Raw genomic sequence first — 18,354 nt, 5'->3', positions numbered from 1 at the left:
TATTCACATACCAATATGTTGACATTGGTAAGGACGTGTGTCTTGATATGAAGCAGGCTCGTAACGAGCGGGCCATTTGGGAGGGAGTCATGCCGCAATACGTAGAACGCGCTGCCGCGCCGTCCATCCGCCGTACCGTGCTCAGCCGTGCCTTGGCCATCAGCTTGGCGTGCGTTGTCAGCGAAGTCGTCGCGCAGGACACGACGCAGCAAGCCCGGTCCGCCGAGACCACAGCGCCACCCGAAACCGCGGGTACGCATACATCCGCAGCGGCGGACAAAGACAAATCCACTTCGATGGAGACCATCACCGTCACCGGCATTCGCAGCTCGATCCAGAGTTCGATCGAAAACAAGCGAAATGACACGGTGATTTCCGACGTGCTCTCGGCCAAGGATGTCGGCGACCTGCCGGCGCTCTCGATCGGCGACGCGATCCAGACGATCACCGGCGTGAGCTCGCATCGCGAGAACAACGGCGCCACCGAACTGTTCGTGCGCGGTCTCGGACCATTTCTGACCGCGTCGTCGTTCAACGGTCGTGAAATCTCCAACGGCAGCGGCAACCGCTCGGTCAACTTCGACAAGTTCCCGGCCGAAATGGTCAACACCGTACGCGTTTACAAGACGCAGCGCGCGGATCTGATCGAAGGCGGCGTCGCCGGCACGGTCGAACTGGAAACGCTCAAGCCACTCGACTTCGGCAAGCAGCGGCTCCAGTTCCAGGCACTTTCCATTTATGCCGGCTATCAGAACCGGCGCAATGACGATTCCCCGTACTACGGGTCCGGAACGCCGGGCTGGCGCGGTACGGCAAGCTACGTCGATCAGTTCCATCTGGGGGAGGCGGGTGATCTCGGCCTTGCCTTGAGCCTCCAGAACAACGGTGGAACCAACCCGGACGATTTGATTTCGAGCAGTTCGACCTGGAACGCGTGCAACGCCGCGATCAAGAGCTCGGCGACGTCGAACTGCACCGCAGTCACGCCGCAACAGGCGAATTCCGGCACACCCTACTATCTGGTACCGAACTCGCGCCAATATCGCCAACTGGTCGACAAGCGGCAGATGAATACCTTTACCGGCGCGTTGCAATGGCGCTTGAACGACCGCTTCGAGGCCAACCTTGACTGGCAGGTGAGCCATCCGCGCACCGACGAAAGCCGGGCCGATCTCAACTTCACCGAGGCGCGCCGCGGCCTGACCAGTCTCCAGTACGATCCAAACGGGGTGTTGCGTTCCGCCGCGGGCAACTCGACGATTCAAGCGAACCCGACCTACTACACACGTGACGAGCGTTACTCGGGCGGCGGATTGAAACTGCGTTGGCGTCCAAGCGATTCGTTCACGATCGACAACGATTTCGCCTATTCGCGCGACTACCGGCAGGACACGACGCGTTCGATTACCTTGCTCTCGAACGCCAAGGACATCAATGGCAACCCGGTTGCGGGTGTCATCAATGGTCAGCGCGTCAACTACACGTATGCCTACAACGGGGCCGACGCACCCACCATCGTCGTCGATCCGCGGTTCGATCTCGGTAATGCGGACAATTTCGCCGGTCCCATCAACATCACGCGCACCGACAATCCGCGCCACAACATCATTCGCGCCTGGCGTCTGGATACCAACTACACTCCGGCGGGCGGCCCGTTCACCGCCCTGAAGTTCGGCGTACGCCTGTCCAAGTCCATCTACACCCAGCAGAGCGAGAAGATCCCGTTCAACTACACCGACGCGGCGACGATTCGTGCCGCCAACCTGGCTTGTCGCGAGGACTTCCGCCAGACCGATTTCTTCGCGGGCTACAGCGGCAACGCGATCACGAGCTGGGCGACGTTCGATCCCTTGTGCATCTACAAAGCCTTGACCGGCGTGTACGATACCGGCAGGGTTCCCGGCGGCTTCGACCCGATGGCGACGACCGATGTGCGCGAACGCACGAACGCGGCCTATCTGATGGGGGAATTTTCTTCGGAACTGTTCGGCCTGCCGGTGACCGGCAATGTCGGCGTACGTCTGGTTCAAACCAGCGATCGCTCCATCGGTGGTCGCACGGGTCTCAACGTGATCAACAACCCGGACGGAACGATCTCGTTGCAGCCGAGCGGCCAAGTCACCCAGCAGACGTTCAATGCGTCGTCCACCGAACCGCTGCCGAGCCTCAATGTCGCGTTCGACCTCGCCGAGGACAAACTGTTCCGCTTCGGTCTTTACCGCGCCATGTCACGCACCGACTGGAGCAACCTCGGCGCGGGACGCGTGTTCACCGTGGATCCGACCAATTCCTTCCCATCGCTGCAGGATGCGCTCAAGAACGTCACCGCCAACGGCAACCCGGCAATCAAGCCGCTGATGTCGTGGAATGCGGATTTCTCGTTCGAGTGGTACCCGAATCCGGATTCGATGCTGAGTGCAGCGCTCTACTACAAGCAATTCAACGGTGGTTATCGTTCGTCCGTGTCGAACGAAACCTACGTCATCAACGGCACCCCCGTGACCGTGCCGGTGGTGGTCATGGACACGACCAACAAGAAAAGCGACCTGACCGGCATCGAACTGTCAGCCGTGCACCGCCTCTCCTATCTGCCACACCCGTTCGACGGCTTGGCCTTCAAGTTGGGTTACAACTACGCGCTGACCGACTTCAAGACCGAGGATCTGCGTCTGGGTGAGTTGGTCAATCCCGTCACCGGTGCGGTCACACCGCGCATCGTCGAGCCAGCGAGCGTCTTCGGGTATTCGAAAACGGTGTACTCGGCTTCGCTGATCTATACGCTCAAGCGCCTGGAGATGCAGGCAATCTACAACTATCGATCGCAATATTACGAGAAGTTCGTGGCCGGCCCTTCGCAGAACCGCTATGTCGGGAATACGGGTGTGCTCGATTTCCGCATGACCTACAAGGTCAACGATGCGCTGTCGTTCTCCCTCCAGGGCTCCAATCTCAACGGCTACCTCAAGCGCTCGTACATGCCGATTCCGGGCAGCTTTTACGAAGATGCGGCGTTCGGCCCGCGCTACTATCTTGGAATAAAATACCAGTTCAAATAGTCTTCTCCCGTACCGAGCGAAGATCACCACCAGATGTCCGAAAGCCGTCTCTATCACTCCATCTCCTCGGCGATCCTCGAGCTGATCGAATCGGGCGAGTTTCCGCCGGGCTCGCGCTTGCCCGGCGAACGCGACCTTGCCGAGCGCTTCAAGGTCAGCCGGGTGACGATCCGCGAGGCGGAGATCGCGCTCGAAGCGAAGGGGCGGATCGCGATCAGGACGGGCTCGGGGGCCTACGTGCTGGCGCCCCCCGAACGCGCACCCGATGCGTTGCCCGACGTCAGTGCGTTCGATCTCACTGCGGCGCGCGCCGTCATCGAAGCCGAAGCCGCCGCGCTGGCATCCGGACGCATCACCGATGCCGAATTGCGCGAGCTGGAAAGCTGGGTCGCGGCAATGGCCGGTCCGGAGGTCAGCGACGAGGCTGCGGGCGAAGCCGACAGGCAGTTCCATCTTTCGATCGCGCGCATCGCCGGCAATCCCGTGGTCGAGTACTGCGTCGGCCTGATCTGGCGCATGCGCAACGAATTGCCGCGCGTACGCGAGGTATACATGCGTGTATGTACCCACGACTGGCAATCGCGCACCGAGGAGCACGCGGAAATTCTCTCGGCCTTGCGCAAGCGCGATCCAACGGCGGCACGAAACGCAATGCGCAACCATTTCCAGCGTCTGTTCGAATCGATGCTCAGCGCAACCGAGCACGATGCGTTGATGGAGATTCGCCGCGCGACCGAACAGAATCGCGAGCGCTTCCTCGCCACGACGCGTATCTGAACCGCGCGCGCAATCGTCCAGCGCAAATGCGTCCCCCCTAACCGGCGCCCAACGCCACCGCTACATCGGGTCGCGTCGCCTCGATGCGGTGCCAGACCTTGCTCGCGACCATCGCCATTTCACGCATTGGCGGCGGCTGGCGCGGCACGGCACGGTCTGCATGGATGTCGTGCAGCCAGCCCTGGCCGGAGAGTTCGGCGTGGAACGCGGCGAGCTTGGCCGGTACCTGTGCCGGCAGCGAGGTGAACACCGGTGCGCCGGTCGCGCAGGCCTCGCTGAGCATGTTGACCGAGTCGGGGGTGACGACTATGCGGTCGGCGACGGCGAGATAGCCCGGATACGGATTGACGCCGTCGGCTTCGCCGCCCCAGAAGCAAGTGGTGCCGTTCCTGAACGCGCTGCGCAGGCGCTCGCGCCATGCCGGCGGCGTGCGCCGCGAGGTCGTGATCAGCAGCGAGCCGCCATCGCGTTCGCGCCAGCGTTCGAGCCGCGCGAGCAGGGCGTCGAACCACGCGTCATCCATGTCCAGTCCGTGCCGTTGTCCGCCGACGAGTACGGCAGTGCGCGGTTGCGGCAATTGCCGCAAAGTGGAAAATTCCACTTTTGCCTCGGCGAGCCAGGCGTCATCCACCGGATTGAGCGAACCCATGGTCTGGATGACGTTGTCGCCTTCGAGACCGTCGTGACGCGGCGCGACGATGAGGTCGAAATGCCCGCGGTCGACGCGCGGATCGAGGATCTGCACGGCGAACGTGGCGCCGCCGCTCGCCTCGCGCAGCGCGCGGGTGATCACGGCCGCATGGCGCCCGCAGCCGATCGCGAGTGCGGGCCACGGCGAGGACAGCATCTTCCACTGCCAGCGCAGGATCGACAGGCTGGCGCCACGCGTGAATCCCGGCCCGAACCAGCACCACGGCGCGCGCAGGGCGATGCGCAGCACGCGCGGCGACACCCGCATCGCCAGCGCCAACGACAGCGCCTGGCGCTCGTTGCCGGCCGCGCCGTCGGTAACGACGACGACGCCGGCGGCGCGTGTTGGGCGGGTGTTGGATTCCGGCTTCACCCGCGGATTGTACGTTTGATAAGTCTCACCGTCCCATCCGTGCACACATTGGGCCGATGGTGCGCCGATATACTGCGCCCATCTTTTCGCCGGACCGCGATGGGTTGAACCATCCGGCGCGGTTCATCGAATAACGATCTGTTCACCGCAACGTTGCCGCAGCTCCGGCATCGACCCAACCAACCTCGGAGATTTGCATCCATGAAACGTCTCATCCTGGTCGCCCTGTTGTTCGCCAGCATCCCGGCCTTCGCCGCCGATGGCGCGAAAGCACCCGCCACCGCCGTGGCGAAGTACGATATCGACCCCGCTCACAGCAACGTCACCTTCGGCTGGAACCACTTCGGCTTCTCCAACCCGACCGCGCGCCTGAAAACGATCGAAGGCAGCGTGCTGCTCGACCGCGCCGACCTGACCAGGTCATCGGTCGCGGTTACCCTGCCGCTCGACGGACTCGACACCGGCGTGGCCAAGCTCGACGAACATCTCAGGAGCGCGGACTTCCTCGACGCGGCCAAGTACCCGACGATCACGTTCAAGAGCACGAAGGTCGAGAAGGCCGGCGACAACGGCCTCACGATCGCGGGCGAGCTCACCGTGCACGGCGTGACCAGACCGGTGACGCTCAATGCCAGGATCAACAAGATCGGCCTGTTCGAGATGGGGCCGTACAAGGTCCAGGCCGCGGGATTCGACGCGACGACGACGATCAAACGTTCGGAGTTCGGCGTGGACAAGTACTTGCCTAACGTCAGCGACGAGATCGCGGTGCGCATCACGCTCGATGCGAAGCAGGCGGCGGCGAAGTAAGCGCGCCGCGGCGCGCGCTGGCGGCAGGAAAACTGGCTCGCGTCGTGCGCGGGTTGTAAGTCCCTTGGGCGGACCGGGCGGTTTCAACCGTTCTTGACGCCCTGCGACTTCAGTGCCTCGAGACCGGCAAGATTGAGGCTGCCGAGCGCGGCCTTGAGCGCGTCGACGTTGGCCACGCGCGAGCCCTTCACCGCGACGATGAAGCGCTCGCCAAGCACGATGGTGTATTCGCCGTCGCCGGACTTGTTCCACTGTTCGTGGACGAGGCGGCCACCCTGGTGGTAGGTCTTCTCGTAGCCGTGATCGGTCTGCTCTTCGTTTTCCATTGCGCCGAACCCGGCCAACGCCATTAAGCCTTTGGCGCCGCCGGCGTCGGTGACGGTCAGTTCATAGCTCGGGCCGTCGCCCGAACCGTAGCGTGCCTCGGCGATCGACACCTGCATGCCGAGCGGCGCCTGTTTCTGTACCGAGAAACTCGTGCGCGGCAAGCCGGCGAGCGTTTCCGGAACGAACGGCTTGAGCGCATCGGGCGCAAGCGCCTCGACTGCTGCGCCGCCGCCGAGCACCGCGCCGAGCATCTGTCCTGCGGCCGCGGCCTGCGCGTTGGCATCCCCCGATTTCTGCGCGGCCTCGAGCTTCTTGCCCGCCGCTTCGGCGCGCTGGCCCATCGCGGCGAGCTGGCCGAGTGCGGAATCCTTGTCGGGGGTGTAGGTCGAAGACGAGTGCAGGCTGCCGCTCAGTGCGCCCGTCATCGCGCCGCTCAGGCCGGTGACGCTGGCCAGCACCATGCCGAGGACGAGCGACAGCACGAAGCCGATGATGATCGTCGCAGCCGCGTAGCCGCCGGCTTTTTCCTGCGGGCACTTCATCGTGCTCGGCAGGCCGATGTAGAGCAGATAGATGCCGTAGATCGCCGCAGCGAGCGCCGCCAGCGAGCCGAGCAGGCCGACCAGGCCGAGCACGCTGGCGATCCAGCCCGCAGTGTTTGCATAGGCGATCGACTTGAGGGCCTGCACCTGGTTTTTTTCGCCACCGAACGTCGGCGCGAGTGCGTCGACGATGAGCATCATCAAGTAGCACACGCCGAGCGCGACGACGTAGGCCACCACCATCTGGGTGATGCCCATGCCGATGCCAAGGCGGTAGGTTCCGCCGACGATCGGAATCGAGATGCCGATGATGCTGAGCTTGAGCAGTTGGACCACCGCGGGAATCGCGGCGAGGATCATGATGTAGTTTGTGAACAGGCTCTGCACCGTCTCCTGCTCGCCCGCGATGACCGGCCATTCGGTCTTCGGCGTCAGCAGGATGTTCTTGACCCGCGCGATCAGTTTGTTGAAGTCCATGCGATTTCCCCGTCGGATTGGTGACCGGTGCATCATACGCATTCTTCAAGGCGGCGAAATGCGGCCCCGCACAATCGACGAGCGTCGACGGGGTCACATTCCTGTGTGCGCGGCGCGAACCTTGCTAGAATGCGCTTCTTCGCCGCGCCGCGGCATTGCCTGAATGGAAGTGCGCCATGACGTCCGCCGCCGTCGCCTCGCTCAACCCCGCCACGGCCAAGACGATTCCCGCCAACGCCGAGAATCGCTACGAGGTCACCGCCGCCGACCTGCCGTTGTCCTGCCCGATGCCGGGCATGTCGCTGTGGAATTCGCATCCGAAGGTGTACCTGCCGGTCGAGGCCACCGGCAGTGCGAAGTGTCCTTATTGCGGCGCGGTCTATACCCTCAAGTCCTGATTCCGCGCCGCCGCGCGTCGCGATGACCACGCGCAGACTGACCGTCGTGCAATTGTTGCCTGCGCTCAACGCGGGCGGCGTCGAGCGCTCGACCCTGGAAATCGGCGCCGCGCTTGCCGCAGCAGGACATCGTTCGATCGCGGTCTCGGCCGGCGGGCGTCTGCTCGATGAGTTCATCGCCGACGGCAGCGAACATGTCGCGCTCGATATCGGGCGCAAGTCGCTGGCAACGTTGCGCCACGTCTGGACGCTGCGGCGTCTGTTCGCCGCAATCCGCCCCGACATCGTGCACGCACGCTCGCGTCTGCCCGCGTGGATCGGCTGGCACGCGCTGCGCGGCATGCTGGAGGCGACACGGCCGCACTTCGTCACTACCGTGCACGGGCTCAATTCGCCCGGACCCTACAGCGCGATCCTCACCCGCGGCGAACGCGTGATCTGCGTGTCGAACACGCTGCGTGACTACGTGCTGCGGCACTACCCGCAGCTCGATCCGGCACGGATCACAGTGATCGCGCGAGGTATCGATCCGGCCGAGTTTCCGCGCGGCCATCGTGCGAGCGAGGCTTGGCGCGCGCGTTTCGCCGCCGAATTCCCGCAGCTTGCCGGTGGTCCGTTGTTGACGCTGTCCGGCCGCGGCACGCGCCTCAAGGGCCATCGCGACGCGGTCGAATTGCTCGCCGCGCTGCATGCGCGCGGCGTCGATGCGCGTCTGCTGCTGCTCGGCGCGCGCGAGGCGGGGCGCGAGAAATATGTCAGTGAAATCGAGCAGATCGCATACGAGCGCGGCGTGTCCGATCGCCTCGCGATCACGCCACCGCGCAGCGACGTGCGCGAGGTGTATTCGATCTCAGATCTCGTCCTGCAATTGTCGACACAGCCCGAATCGTTCGGGCGCACGGTGGTTGAGGCGCTCGCGCTCGGCCGGCCCGTGCTCGGCTACGCGCATGGCGGCGTCGGCGAGCTGCTCGCCGAGGCGTATCCGCGCGGCCTTGTGCCGCTCGGCGATGGCGCCATGCTTGCCGAACGCGCACTTGAGCTGCTGCGCGCGGCACCAGCGGTGGCGCCGCTGGAAAAATACCGCCTCGCCGACATGCAGGCGGCGACGTTGGCGCTGTACGCCGAGGTCGTTCATGCTTGTTCTCCGCCGAGGGTTTCGTCGTCGGCAGGGAAGGGTTCTGACATGCTGCGCCGATGATGATGAATGCAACGTTTTTTCCAACCTGGCCTGCGCTGCTGCTGATTGCGATCCTCGTGCTGCTTCCGCCGGGCATCGGCTACGCCAATGCCGCACTCGGACTGTGCGTCATTGCCGGCGTGGCTCTTGGGTGGCGCGAACGCGGCGGGTTGCGCCGCGATACCGGCGTTCGCCTCATTGTCGCGCTGTTTCTTTGCTACTGGCTGCCGGCATTGATCTCGGCGTTCGATTCGATCGCGCCGGGAAAGTCGTGGAGCACGGTCGGTGGTCTGTTGCGCTTTCTGCCGTTCGCGATCTTTGCCTGCCTGGGCTTGCGTGATGCGCGCCTGTGGCCGCGCATCACGCTCGCGATCGGCGCGATCCTCGCGCTGTGGCTGTGCGACGCCTGGGTGCAGGCGTTCAGCGGCTACGGCATCGCCGGCGCATCGGACAAGGATCGGCTGTCGGGCATCTTCGGCGCGAAGAATCTCAAGCTCGGCCCGACCCTCGCGGTGCTGTCGCCGTTCGTGCTTGCCGCCGCGCGCGAACGTTTCGGCCGCGCGGGACTCGTTGTCGCATTCGTGTTCGCGCTTGTGCCGATCCTGCTCGCGGGCGAACGCGCCGGCTGGCTGATGTACGCGCTCGTCGTGCTTGCCTTTCTCTGGCGCGAGGCAGGCTCGCCGTTGCGCTTCGCCGGATGGAGCGCCAGCGCCGCGGTGCTCGCGGCCGTGCCTGTACTCGTCGCGTTGCATGCCTCGCCCGCGTTCGATGCGCGCGTCGAGCGCTCGCTGCGTGCGCTGCAGGGCACCGGGGCTTCGATCGACTACGCAAGCTCCGGGCGCACGCGCATCTGGCCGGCCGCATGGCGCATGTTCGAAGCGCACCCGATCAATGGCGTCGGCGTGCACGCGTTCCGCTACGCCTACGCGCGGTATGCGGGGGCGGGCGATGCGTTCGCCAACCCCGATCCGGACGAAGGGGCGCTGCACGCCCATCAGATCGTGCTCGAGATCCTCGGCGAAACCGGCGTGATCGGACTCGCATTCTGGATTTTCGGTTTCGCGATTGCATGCCGCGCATGGCGGCGCGCGGACGCCGCCGCGCGCAAACGTGCATTCGTACCCGCGCTGGCGCTTGCGGCGATGACGTTTCCGCTCGACACCCACCTCGAGTTCTATGCGGCGTGGTGGGGGTTGGTGTTCTGGTGGTTGCTCGCGCTGTATTGCGCGGCGCTGAGCGCGGATCGCAACGCGTAGCGGCCATTTTTTGCCGATCTGCTTTTGCTCGCCATTCCGGCGGCTCTCAACAGCCGAACGAGGGGTCAGGCTGGAATCCGAAATGTTCGCCATGCCGGCACAGCCGGCGTTCCATTTACCTTTGTTTTTGTTCCTTCTGGCCGCGTCCGTTCGCCTGTCCGCGCGCCCGAAGGGCGAGTGGAAGCTCCTGTTGCTACGCGGACTTCTGCCCGCGCAAAAGACTCAACGCGAGATACCCGATCGCCGCCGCAGCGGCGACGAGCACAGCCCAGAGCAGGAAGGTTTTCCAGTCGTACTTCGACGCGGGCGTCGGCGCTCGCAGCGCGGCATCGCCGGCGAGGGTCTGGCGCGCGCCGAGGGCGGCGAGCGGCGGCTGCCAGTCGGCGCCGAGTTTGCCGCGCAACTGGGCCAGGGCGACATCGACCGGATAGTCGGCCCGACGCGCGGTGGCACTGCCGGCGACGAGCCGGTAGCTATGCGTGCCGTCACCGAGAAAAACGAAGCGGTCGGGGCGCCAGGCGAGATGCAAAATCGGCGCGCGGTTGAGCGGCGTCGCCGACTGCACGCGCCATTCGTTGTCGCGCACCGCGCCCGTCAGGGTCGTCTCGTCGTTGACGATGGCGTCGCCGCCTTGCTGCAGGTGGAACGCGGTGAAGTCGGCGCGCGGCGTCCACGCTTGTGCGCCGCTGCGGCGGCTGGCGATGCCGACGCGTGCGACCGAATTATCGGCGATGAGATCGAGCTTGATCGCCTCGATCGGCAGCGCGGCCGGCAGGTCGTAGCGATACTCGACGCCGGTCAGCGTCGGCGCACCGGATGCGGCCGGTTCCTTTGCCGTGCGCGACAGCCACTCGCGCGCGGCGCGTGCCGGACTGCGCCGTGCCAAGGTGACGGCGCTGACACGCAGGCCCGGCAGCATGACGCCGTGATCGAGGCGACGCAGGCGCAGGTATTTCGCGTGCACGCCGGTCGCATCGATCTCGTGCAGTTCGAGGCGATTGCCGTCCTGGGCGAGGCTGAGCACGCTCGCGCCGGCGACCGCGCTGCGCCAGTTCTGCAGGTCGTCGCTCGCGGCGAGGGCGAATTGCGCGTTGACCGAACCGGCGCCCTCGTCCCAGTCGAGGCGCAGGCGGTCGATCGGCGCGTCGAGGTTGCCCGCGTCGATCAGATAGTCCCGGGAATCCGGCGTCGCCTTCGCGGCCGTACCAAGATCGGCACCGATGCTGCGCAGGCGCCCGTCCGCGTCGCGTTCGATGCGCAGGTTGAGCGGGGCGTCGGCCGGATTCGACGGCAGGCCGGCGGGCAACGCGAACAAGGGCAGCTCGGTGCGTGCGGAGACGACGGTGGCGGGATCGGCGGCGCGCGCGGCAGTCGGCACGGCGTTGCCCTGGTCGTCGACGACGACGAGATCGCGCATCTGCGGATCGGTCAGGGTCCGATAGACCTCAAGCGGCAATTCGACCTGCCAGGCGGCGGCGTCGCCGGTCAGGGTCAGCGGCCACGAATACGCGTAGCGTTTCGAATCATCGCCATGCGCAGCGGCTGCGACAAAGAGCAGGGCAACGGACAGCGCGACGACGCGCTTCATGTCGGTTCTCCCGCAGCGCCAGTCTTCGGCGGCACCGGGGCGAAGTAGCCGACCGCGACGAGCAGCACACCGACCACGAGCACGCCGACGATCGCAGACAGGTCGTTGAGATAGTTGCGATCGATCAGCATGAGCTTGACCAGCACGAGCGCCATCAACGCCGCGCCGCCGAACCAGACCGCGCGCGAACCACGCTGCTTGCCGGCGAGCATCGCGGCGATACCGGCCAGCGTCCACACGATCGACAGCGCCGACTGCGCGAGCGGCGAGGAGGCCATGTTCGCGTCCCATGGCACGCCGCCGAAGAAGTGCACGCAACGCAATGTGATCGAAGTGAGCAGGACGAAGCCCGCCGCCGCGAGCACCCGCGCGCGCAACTCGGCATCGAGAAAAACCTTGCCTTCGCCTTGCGCCTGCCGGTACCAAAGTGCAAGCAGCACGAGCCAGGCGATCTGCGCGAGTTCCAGCGGATTGAGCACGGGAAGATACGGCAACGGCGTCGGCTCGCCTTCCTGCACGAGGCCGGCGAGCCAAGCGATGCCCATGGTCGCAACGAGACTGCCGAGCAGCGGCGTACGCAGCGCAACGACCCCGACGGCGAGTGGCCAGTGCGCGAGCGGCGAGCGGCGCAGCACGAGCAGGTACGCAGCCGCGAACGGGGCGAGCAGGGACAGCGCGAACCAGATGCCGCGCAAGTGCAGGTGATCGTGGCCGAGATGGCCGAGTTCGAGCGAAAGGAGCAGCGTACAGATCCACAAATAAATAAAATGCAGAATGCGCGCGACTCGGGTGTTGTCGGCGACGATGGCGGGCAGCGTGCGCCAAGTGGCGGCGAACCACATGGCCCAGGCGGCCAGATGCCAGCCTTCGAGCGGGCCATGCTCGTCGAGCATGGTCAGCACGACGAACGGCAGGCCGAGCGCGATCGTGACCACGGCGGGCACGAGCAGTTCGCGCCAGGTCAGGCGGCGCGCGGCTTCGGTAGCGATCAGCGCGGTCGCGGCGAGGAATGCGAGCCATGCGTCCCAGTGCCGTGCGTGCGCGGCGAAGCGTTCGATCTCGTTGCCGCCGGCGAGGTACCACCAGAACCCGCCCCAGACGAGGAACAGCAGGGTCAGCGGCGCATGCGCATCGCGCCGGTGCAACAGGCGCGCGCTGACGAGGCCGGCGAGCGCGAGAAGTACGGCGCCGAGAAACGTACCGTTCAGGATCGGCGCCGCATCTGCGGCGGCGGCGAAGCCGTCGCCGCAGATCGCACCGGCCATGCCTTGCAGCGCGTAGCCGATCCAGCGCGGGACGCGCCGCGCCTGACGCAGGCCGAGCCAGACCAGCGCCGCGCCTTCGAGCGCGAACGTACACGTCGTCGCCTGTGCCGACAGCGCGAGTGGCACGGCGATCGTGGCGAAGCCGAGGGCGAGCAGCGCGTGCGATTCACCGAGCAGCTGCGCGTGCCAGCGGCGCAGTTCCAGCGCGGCGAGCGCAGCGTAGATCGCCGCGGCGCCGAGTGCGCTGAACGCAAGCGGCATGCGCGCGCCCTCGAGCAGCGCCGCTTGCAGCGCGAACACGACCAGCGGCGTGCCGAACACGAGGCTGCCGCTGACCACGGCCTGCGCACGGTTCGGTCCGGCCCCGCCTTGCTGCCGCGCCTGCAGGCGTGCGTGCAGCACCGGAATCAAAAGATATAACGCGAAGAACAGCAACAGGAATGGCTCGGTCGAGGCGATCAGTTCCGGTCGGTACTTGAGCGCGCCCCAGGCCGCGCCGACGCCGAAGGTGAAGACGAAGCCGACGAGGTTGAGCGCGCGCCACGGCTTGATCCAGGCGATGAGGAAGATCGCCGCGTTGAGCACGGCGTAGTACGAGAACAGGGCGACGTGGTTGCCGCTGTCGGTCGAGGCGAGGATCGGTGCGAGGAAGCCGCCGACGATCGCGAGCACGGCGAGCGCGGCCGAATCCTGCAGCACCGCGAGCAGCCCCGCGCCGGCGACGACGATAACGAGCAGGGCGAAGGTCAGCGTCGGCGGCAGCAGCGCGTACAGACGGTACGCTGCGAAGATGGTCAGGATCAGCACGCCGATCGCGCCGCCCTGCAGGCTCAACGCGAACGGGCGCTGCGACTCGCGCTTGCGCCACGCGAACGCGAGCGCGGCGAGTGCGGCGGCGGCGACAGCGAGGAAACGGAACTCGACCGGCACCGACAGCCAGCCCGCGTCGGCCGCGTACTTGAACAGGTAGGCGACGCCGAAGAACACGACGACGATGCCCGCCTTCACCAGCGGATTGCCTTCGGTCAACCAGCGCTTGAGCCAGGCGAGCGCGGGCGGATCGGCGCGCGGTGGAGCCGGGCTGGGCGACGTCGTCGCCGATGCCGGTCTGGTTTCGGTCGCGGCCGCGAGCGTGCGCAAATCGATCGTCGTCGCTCCGCGATCGGCCATGGCGGCGGTCGCGGCGACAGGAGCGAAAACGGGATGCGCCGGCGCGGTCGCGGACTGCATGGCGGCCGTTTCGACGGGTAGCGAAGGCGTGACCGCGACGTCCGGCACCTCGGCCCGCTGCGTGGCAGGCGCTGAAACCAGCATCTTGATCTGCGCTTCGAGTTCGCCGATCCGCTTGCCGAGCCTGGCGAGCCGGCCGAACAGCAGCCCGCAGACAATGCCGAAAGTCATCCCCAGCGCGCCGACCGATTCGTCGAGCACGATCCAGCTCAGCCAGCCGCCGAACACGGCACCGACGAACATCCACAAGAAAATCATAGCGTCTGTCTCCCGTTGCGCGCCGGCGCGAGCCGCGCAGTCAAAACCCCAAGGCGATATTAGTGCCTACTCACGCAAAGCCGCCATGGCTCGCGCCGGCTCTTCTCCCCCGGCCTGGCTGTGCGACGGAATCTGTCGGGAAACCTCTCCACGCGGCTGGCAAGACGAAATACCGGGGGGCGCGGATCAGTACAGCGGAGGGTCTGCCGGCGGCCGCGACTTGAAGCGCTTGTGCACCCACAGGTATTGCTCCGGTGCCTCGCGCACCATGCGCTCGATCTGTGCGTTGACGCGTGCGGTGTCGGCGATGGCATCGGCGCCCGGGAAGTTTTCCAGCGGCGCTTCGAGGCGCAGCTGGTAGCCGCGCCCGTCGGGCAGGCGGCGATGGAAGAACGGGACCACCGCGGCGCCGGACAGGCGCGCGAGATGGTGCGTCGCGGTGATCGTCGCCGCGGCGAGGCCGAAGAACGGTACGAACACGGCGTCCTTGCCGCGCATGTCCTGGTCGGGCGCGTACCAGAGCGCGCCACCGCGGCGCAGGTACTTCACCGTCGCGAGCAACTCGTCCTTGGTGAACATCACCTCGGCGTAGTGCAGGCGCGAGCGCAGAACTTCGTGCTCGAACACGGGATTGTCCATCACGCGATACATGCCGGCGATGCGGATGCGTTGCGAGACCAGGCGCGCGCACAATTCGAGGTGCGAGAAGTGCGCGCCGACGAGGAGCACGCCGCGGCCCTGCGCACGGCAGACTTCGAGGTGTTCGAGCCCTTCGATCGCGCACGGCACGCGCGCGATCGCGCGGTCGCTGCCCATCCAGGCGAAGGCGAACTCGACCAGCATCATGCCGAGGTCGGCGAGCGTGGCGCGCAGCAGGCGTTCGCGTTCGTCCGCGGAAAGTTCCGGGAAGCATAGTTCGAGATTGCGCCGCGCGACGCGGCGACGCGCGCCGGGCAACTGCCGGGTCAGCAGGCCGAGCGCGCGGCCGAGCAGATGCAACGCGCGGTACGGCAGCAGCGCGACGAGTTTCATCACGCCGATGCCGAGCCACGCGGGCCAGCAGCGCGGCGAACGCAAGGAGGGTTGTGGGCTTTCCGGCACCGTCATCGCGCGAAGTATACGGGAGTGCTGCGAGGTTGTTTTTTGCGCATCATTGTCGCGAAGGCGGGAATCCAGAGCCTTTTCTTGTGCGTCGCGAACCCGAAGGCGGAGGTCGCAGGATTCCCGCCGCGAACCCGCGCGAATGACCGGCCACGCGCATTGTCCCGAATTCCGCGTTCGCCCCGCGGCTATACTTCGCCATCCTTCACTCCGCCTCCCCACGTGCCGTTTCGCCGCCTTCTCTACACGCTGACCATGTACTTGCTGACGCCGGCCATCCTGTACCGGCTCGCGGTGCGCGGCCTGCGCTATCGCGAATACTTCGAGCGTTGGCGCGAGCGTTTCGGCCACTCCACGGTCGAGTTGAAGGAAAGCATCTGGATCCACGCGGTGTCGATGGGCGAGGTCAATGCCGCGCTGCCGCTGATCGACGCGTTGATGGCGCAGTACGCCGGCATGAAGTTCGTGATCACCACGGTGACACCTACCGGCTCCGAACGCGTGCGCCGCGTCTATGGTGATCGCGTCGTCAACCTGTATCTGCCGTATGACTTGCCGCGCTCGATCGCGCGCTTCCTCGACCGTATCCACCCACGTGTCGCCGTGATCATGGAAACCGAGATCTGGCCGAACCTGTTCTTCGAGTGCGAGGCGCGCAGGATCCCATTGATCATCGCCAACGCTCGTCTGTCGGAAAAAAGCCTGCGCGGCTATTCGCCGATCCGTCCGCTCGTGCAGCGCGCGCTGGCCGGGGTCGGGTACATCGCCGCGCAATCGGCGACTGACGCCGCGCGGTTCGCCGAACTCGGCGCGCAGGCCGAGCGCCTCGGCGTGATCGGCAACCTCAAGTACGACATGAGCGTGCCCAAGCACCTGGTCGCGGAGGCTGCGACGATGCGCGCCGCCTGGGGAGCGCGCCGCCCGGTGTGGATCGCAGCGAGCACGCACGACGGCGAGGAACTGCCGGTGCTCAAGGCGCATGCGGAAGTGCTGCGCCGCTTCCCGGACGCGCTGATGCTGATCGTGCCGCGCCACCCGGAACGCTTCAAACCGGTCGCGCTCGCCTGCCGCAGCTTCGGCTTCGCCACACGCACGCGCAGCGAAGAACATGCGGCGGCCGCGGACACGCAATGTTTCGTCGTCGACACGCTGGGCGAACTGCTCAACTATTACGCCGCGACCGACGTGGCTTTCGTCGGCGGCAGCCTCGTACCGATCGGCGGGCACAACGTGCTCGAACCGGCCGCGCTCGCGGTGCCGATCGTGGTCGGCCCGTACATGTTCAATTTCGCCGAGATCAACCAGAGCCTGACCGCGGCCGGCGCCTCGCTGCAGGTGCTCGACGGCGACGAGCTCGGCGCCGCGATCACGCGCCTGTTCGCCGACGGCGTGCTGCGCAAGCGCGTCGGCCAAGCCGCGCAGCACGCATTCGAACGCGAGCAGGGCAGCGTGTTGCGCACGCTGGCGATCGTGGAGAAGGCGCTCGGCGACGAGCCGGGGAAAAAGTAAGGGCGCGGTCGTCCGCGCCCTTGCTGGTTTCCGGCCCGTCAAACCGGACCATGGAGTGTCGCGCTACTGCAGCAACGCGTTGACCGAATCGAGGTCCCTGGTCGCGATCGCACCGGCCGACTGCTTGAGCAGCAGGCCACTGAGCACGAAGTTGTGGCGAGCCTGCGAGTAGGAGCTCTGCGCGCTGACGAGCTGGCTCTGGCTGGTGAGCACGTCAAGGATGGTCTTGGTGCCGACTTCGAATCCGGCCTGCGTTGCATCGACCGCGCTTTGTGCCGAGACCACCGCGGCCTTGGCCGCTTCGACTTCGCTGATACCCGAAATCACCGTGCGGTACGCGTTGCGCGTGTTGGCGACGACGCCGCGGCGGGTGATTTCGAGCTGGTCCTGCGCTGCGTCGCGCTGGTAGACGGCCTGGCGCGTCTGCGATGAGACGAGACCGCCGGAGAAGATCGGAATGCTCAGGCTGACGCCGATCGTGGTGTTGCCGACCAGGCCGTTGCTGGACAGGTGCGGCCCTCCCGCATGGCCGGGCACGTCGACCCAGCCGCTGCCCCAGTTGGGCGTGTCGCTGCGCGTCAGCGTGGCGCCAAGGGTTGGATAGTGGCCGGCGCGGCTGGCGGAAATGCCGTGCTCGGCAGAGTCCACGGACTTCTGCGCCGAGGCGAGCGAAGGGTTTTGCTTCTCGGCAAGATCGACCCAGGCTTGCATGTCGCCTGGTACCGGTTTGTCGAGTGGAACCGGATCGCGCAACTTCTTCAGATCACCGAAATTCTTGCCGATGATCTGAACGAGCGCCTCGCGCTGCGTTTCGACGAAGTTCTGCGCGACGATGACGCCGGCGACCGCGGAGTCGTGCTGGGCGCGGGCGACATGCACGTCGGTGATCGCGGACAGGCCGACCTTGAAGCGTTCGTCGGCCTGATCGAGCTGCTTTTGCAGGGACTTTTCGTTGGCTTGGCTGAAAGCGAGCTGGTCCTCGGCGGTGAGTACGTTGAAGTAGGCCGTCGCGGTGCGCACAAGCAGGGCCTGCGACGCCGCGTCGTAGCTGAAGTCGGCGCCTTCGCTAAGCGCATTCGCCGCGCGCAGGCGCTCGATGTTGCCCCAGTTGAACAGCGACTGGCTCAAGGTGACCGAAGCAGGACGCGAGCGCGCGCGCGTGAACTGCGTGCCGGCTTCGAGCGCGCCGGTGATGTCGGACGTCGCCGGACTGCTGTTGCCGTTGCTGCGGTTGTAGCCGTAGCTGCCGTTGATCTGCGGCAGCAGCGCGGCGCGCGCCTGCGGCGAGCCTTCCTTGGTGGCCAGACGGTTCGCGTCCGCTGCGGCGAGCGTCGGGTCGGCTTCGCGCGCCTGCGCGTAGATCTGGCTCAGATCCTCCGCGCGCAGCGGCGATGCCAGCGTGCCGATGGCGATGGCGGCGGCGAGTGCGCCGAGCTTGACCCGGGCGGGCGCGGCATTTTTCATTTGTCTACTTTTGCGCATAGTGGGTTCCTTGGGAAATTCTCTGTGTGTGCCGCGGT

The 18,354-nt window shown here is 66.1% G+C and carries 13 protein-coding genes; 7 read left to right on the top strand and 6 right to left on the bottom strand.

Going from position 1 to position 18,354, the window contains the following annotated elements; genetic code table 11:
• Window positions 1-89 precede the first annotated feature (89 nt).
• Window positions 90-3,056, top strand: coding sequence for a TonB-dependent receptor (locus tag AC16HO_RS14755; RefSeq protein ID WP_395641527.1), 2,967 nt, complete (start codon window positions 90-92; stop codon window positions 3,054-3,056).
• Window positions 3,057-3,089: 33 nt separating this feature from the next.
• Complete coding sequence (locus AC16HO_RS14750; protein ID WP_395641528.1) at window positions 3,090-3,833, top strand: FadR/GntR family transcriptional regulator; 744 nt, start codon at window positions 3,090-3,092, stop codon at window positions 3,831-3,833.
• Window positions 3,834-3,870: 37 nt separating this feature from the next.
• Here the strand turns inward: AC16HO_RS14750 and AC16HO_RS14745 are convergent, their stop codons facing one another.
• On the bottom strand, window positions 3,871-4,896 hold the full coding sequence (locus tag AC16HO_RS14745) for a mitochondrial fission ELM1 family protein (protein WP_395641529.1): 1,026 nt from the start codon (window positions 4,894-4,896) through the stop codon (window positions 3,871-3,873).
• 201 nt (window positions 4,897-5,097) lie between these two features.
• Between AC16HO_RS14745 and AC16HO_RS14740 the strand changes: the two genes are divergently transcribed.
• Complete coding sequence (locus AC16HO_RS14740) at window positions 5,098-5,706, top strand: YceI family protein (protein WP_395641530.1); 609 nt, start codon at window positions 5,098-5,100, stop codon at window positions 5,704-5,706.
• Between the two features lie 83 nt (window positions 5,707-5,789).
• Here AC16HO_RS14740 and AC16HO_RS14735 read toward each other — a convergent pair whose 3' ends face one another.
• Complete coding sequence (locus AC16HO_RS14735) at window positions 5,790-7,052, bottom strand: Yip1 family protein (RefSeq protein WP_395641531.1); 1,263 nt, start codon at window positions 7,050-7,052, stop codon at window positions 5,790-5,792.
• Between the two features lie 176 nt (window positions 7,053-7,228).
• On the opposite strand from AC16HO_RS14735, the gene AC16HO_RS14730 reads away from it, so the two are divergent.
• The 3 genes from AC16HO_RS14730 to AC16HO_RS14720 are packed head-to-tail and all read left to right on the top strand — an operon-like array spanning window position 7,229 to window position 9,883.
• On the top strand, window positions 7,229-7,450 hold the full coding sequence (locus AC16HO_RS14730; RefSeq protein ID WP_395641532.1) for a zinc-finger domain-containing protein: 222 nt from the start codon (window positions 7,229-7,231) through the stop codon (window positions 7,448-7,450).
• Between the two features lie 22 nt (window positions 7,451-7,472).
• Window positions 7,473-8,648, top strand: a complete 1,176-nt coding sequence (locus AC16HO_RS14725) for a glycosyltransferase (RefSeq protein WP_395641533.1) — start codon at window positions 7,473-7,475, stop codon at window positions 8,646-8,648.
• Window positions 8,649-8,650: 2 nt separating this feature from the next.
• Window positions 8,651-9,883 carry an O-antigen ligase family protein gene (locus AC16HO_RS14720; protein ID WP_484335566.1) on the top strand — a complete coding sequence of 411 codons (1,233 nt, stop codon included), beginning with the start codon at window positions 8,651-8,653 and terminating at the stop codon, window positions 9,881-9,883.
• Between the two features lie 193 nt (window positions 9,884-10,076).
• On the opposite strand, the gene AC16HO_RS14715 is transcribed toward AC16HO_RS14720, so the two are convergent.
• The 3 genes from AC16HO_RS14715 to lpxL all read right to left on the bottom strand — a co-directional run bounded on the left by AC16HO_RS14715 (window position 10,077) and on the right by lpxL (window position 15,331).
• Complete coding sequence (locus tag AC16HO_RS14715; protein ID WP_395641535.1) at window positions 10,077-11,471, bottom strand: DUF3999 family protein; 1,395 nt, start codon at window positions 11,469-11,471, stop codon at window positions 10,077-10,079.
• Window positions 11,468-14,224, bottom strand: coding sequence for a DUF2339 domain-containing protein (locus tag AC16HO_RS14710; protein WP_395641536.1), 2,757 nt, complete (start codon window positions 14,222-14,224; stop codon window positions 11,468-11,470). The genes AC16HO_RS14715 and AC16HO_RS14710 overlap by 4 nt, the downstream gene beginning before the upstream one ends.
• A 186-nt stretch (window positions 14,225-14,410) precedes the next feature.
• On the bottom strand, window positions 14,411-15,331 hold the full coding sequence (gene lpxL / locus AC16HO_RS14705; protein WP_395641537.1) for an LpxL/LpxP family Kdo(2)-lipid IV(A) lauroyl/palmitoleoyl acyltransferase: 921 nt from the start codon (window positions 15,329-15,331) through the stop codon (window positions 14,411-14,413).
• 216 nt (window positions 15,332-15,547) lie between these two features.
• Here lpxL and waaA point away from each other — a divergent pair, with 216 nt between their 5' ends.
• Window positions 15,548-16,834, top strand: coding sequence for a lipid IV(A) 3-deoxy-D-manno-octulosonic acid transferase (gene waaA, locus AC16HO_RS14700; protein WP_395641538.1), 1,287 nt, complete (start codon window positions 15,548-15,550; stop codon window positions 16,832-16,834).
• Between the two features lie 63 nt (window positions 16,835-16,897).
• On the opposite strand, the gene AC16HO_RS14695 is transcribed toward waaA, so the two are convergent.
• Window positions 16,898-18,316 carry a TolC family outer membrane protein gene (locus AC16HO_RS14695; protein WP_395641539.1) on the bottom strand — a complete coding sequence of 473 codons (1,419 nt, stop codon included), beginning with the start codon at window positions 18,314-18,316 and terminating at the stop codon, window positions 16,898-16,900.
• Window positions 18,317-18,354 lie beyond the last annotated feature (38 nt).

This window comes from Rudaea sp., from assembly GCF_057139185.1.
The sequence above is the reverse complement of the archived record's forward strand: the minus strand, read 5'-3'. Positions and strand labels throughout refer to the sequence as shown.

Coding starts and splice junctions, on each gene's coding strand:
- AC16HO_RS14695 (WP_395641539.1), bottom strand. CDS start 18,316: ATGCGCAAAAGTAGACAAATGAAAAATGCCGCGCCCGCCCGGGTCAAG.
- AC16HO_RS14730 (WP_395641532.1), top strand. CDS start 7,229: ATGACGTCCGCCGCCGTCGCCTCGCTCAACCCCGCCACGGCCAAGACG.
- AC16HO_RS14725 (WP_395641533.1), top strand. CDS start 7,473: ATGACCACGCGCAGACTGACCGTCGTGCAATTGTTGCCTGCGCTCAAC.
- AC16HO_RS14715 (WP_395641535.1), bottom strand. CDS start 11,471: ATGAAGCGCGTCGTCGCGCTGTCCGTTGCCCTGCTCTTTGTCGCAGCC.
- AC16HO_RS14750 (WP_395641528.1), top strand. CDS start 3,090: ATGTCCGAAAGCCGTCTCTATCACTCCATCTCCTCGGCGATCCTCGAG.
- AC16HO_RS14735 (WP_395641531.1), bottom strand. CDS start 7,052: ATGGACTTCAACAAACTGATCGCGCGGGTCAAGAACATCCTGCTGACG.
- AC16HO_RS14755 (WP_395641527.1), top strand. CDS start 90: ATGCCGCAATACGTAGAACGCGCTGCCGCGCCGTCCATCCGCCGTACC.
- lpxL (WP_395641537.1), bottom strand. CDS start 15,331: ATGACGGTGCCGGAAAGCCCACAACCCTCCTTGCGTTCGCCGCGCTGC.
- AC16HO_RS14720 (WP_484335566.1), top strand. CDS start 8,651: ATGAATGCAACGTTTTTTCCAACCTGGCCTGCGCTGCTGCTGATTGCG.
- AC16HO_RS14710 (WP_395641536.1), bottom strand. CDS start 14,224: ATGATTTTCTTGTGGATGTTCGTCGGTGCCGTGTTCGGCGGCTGGCTG.
- AC16HO_RS14740 (WP_395641530.1), top strand. CDS start 5,098: ATGAAACGTCTCATCCTGGTCGCCCTGTTGTTCGCCAGCATCCCGGCC.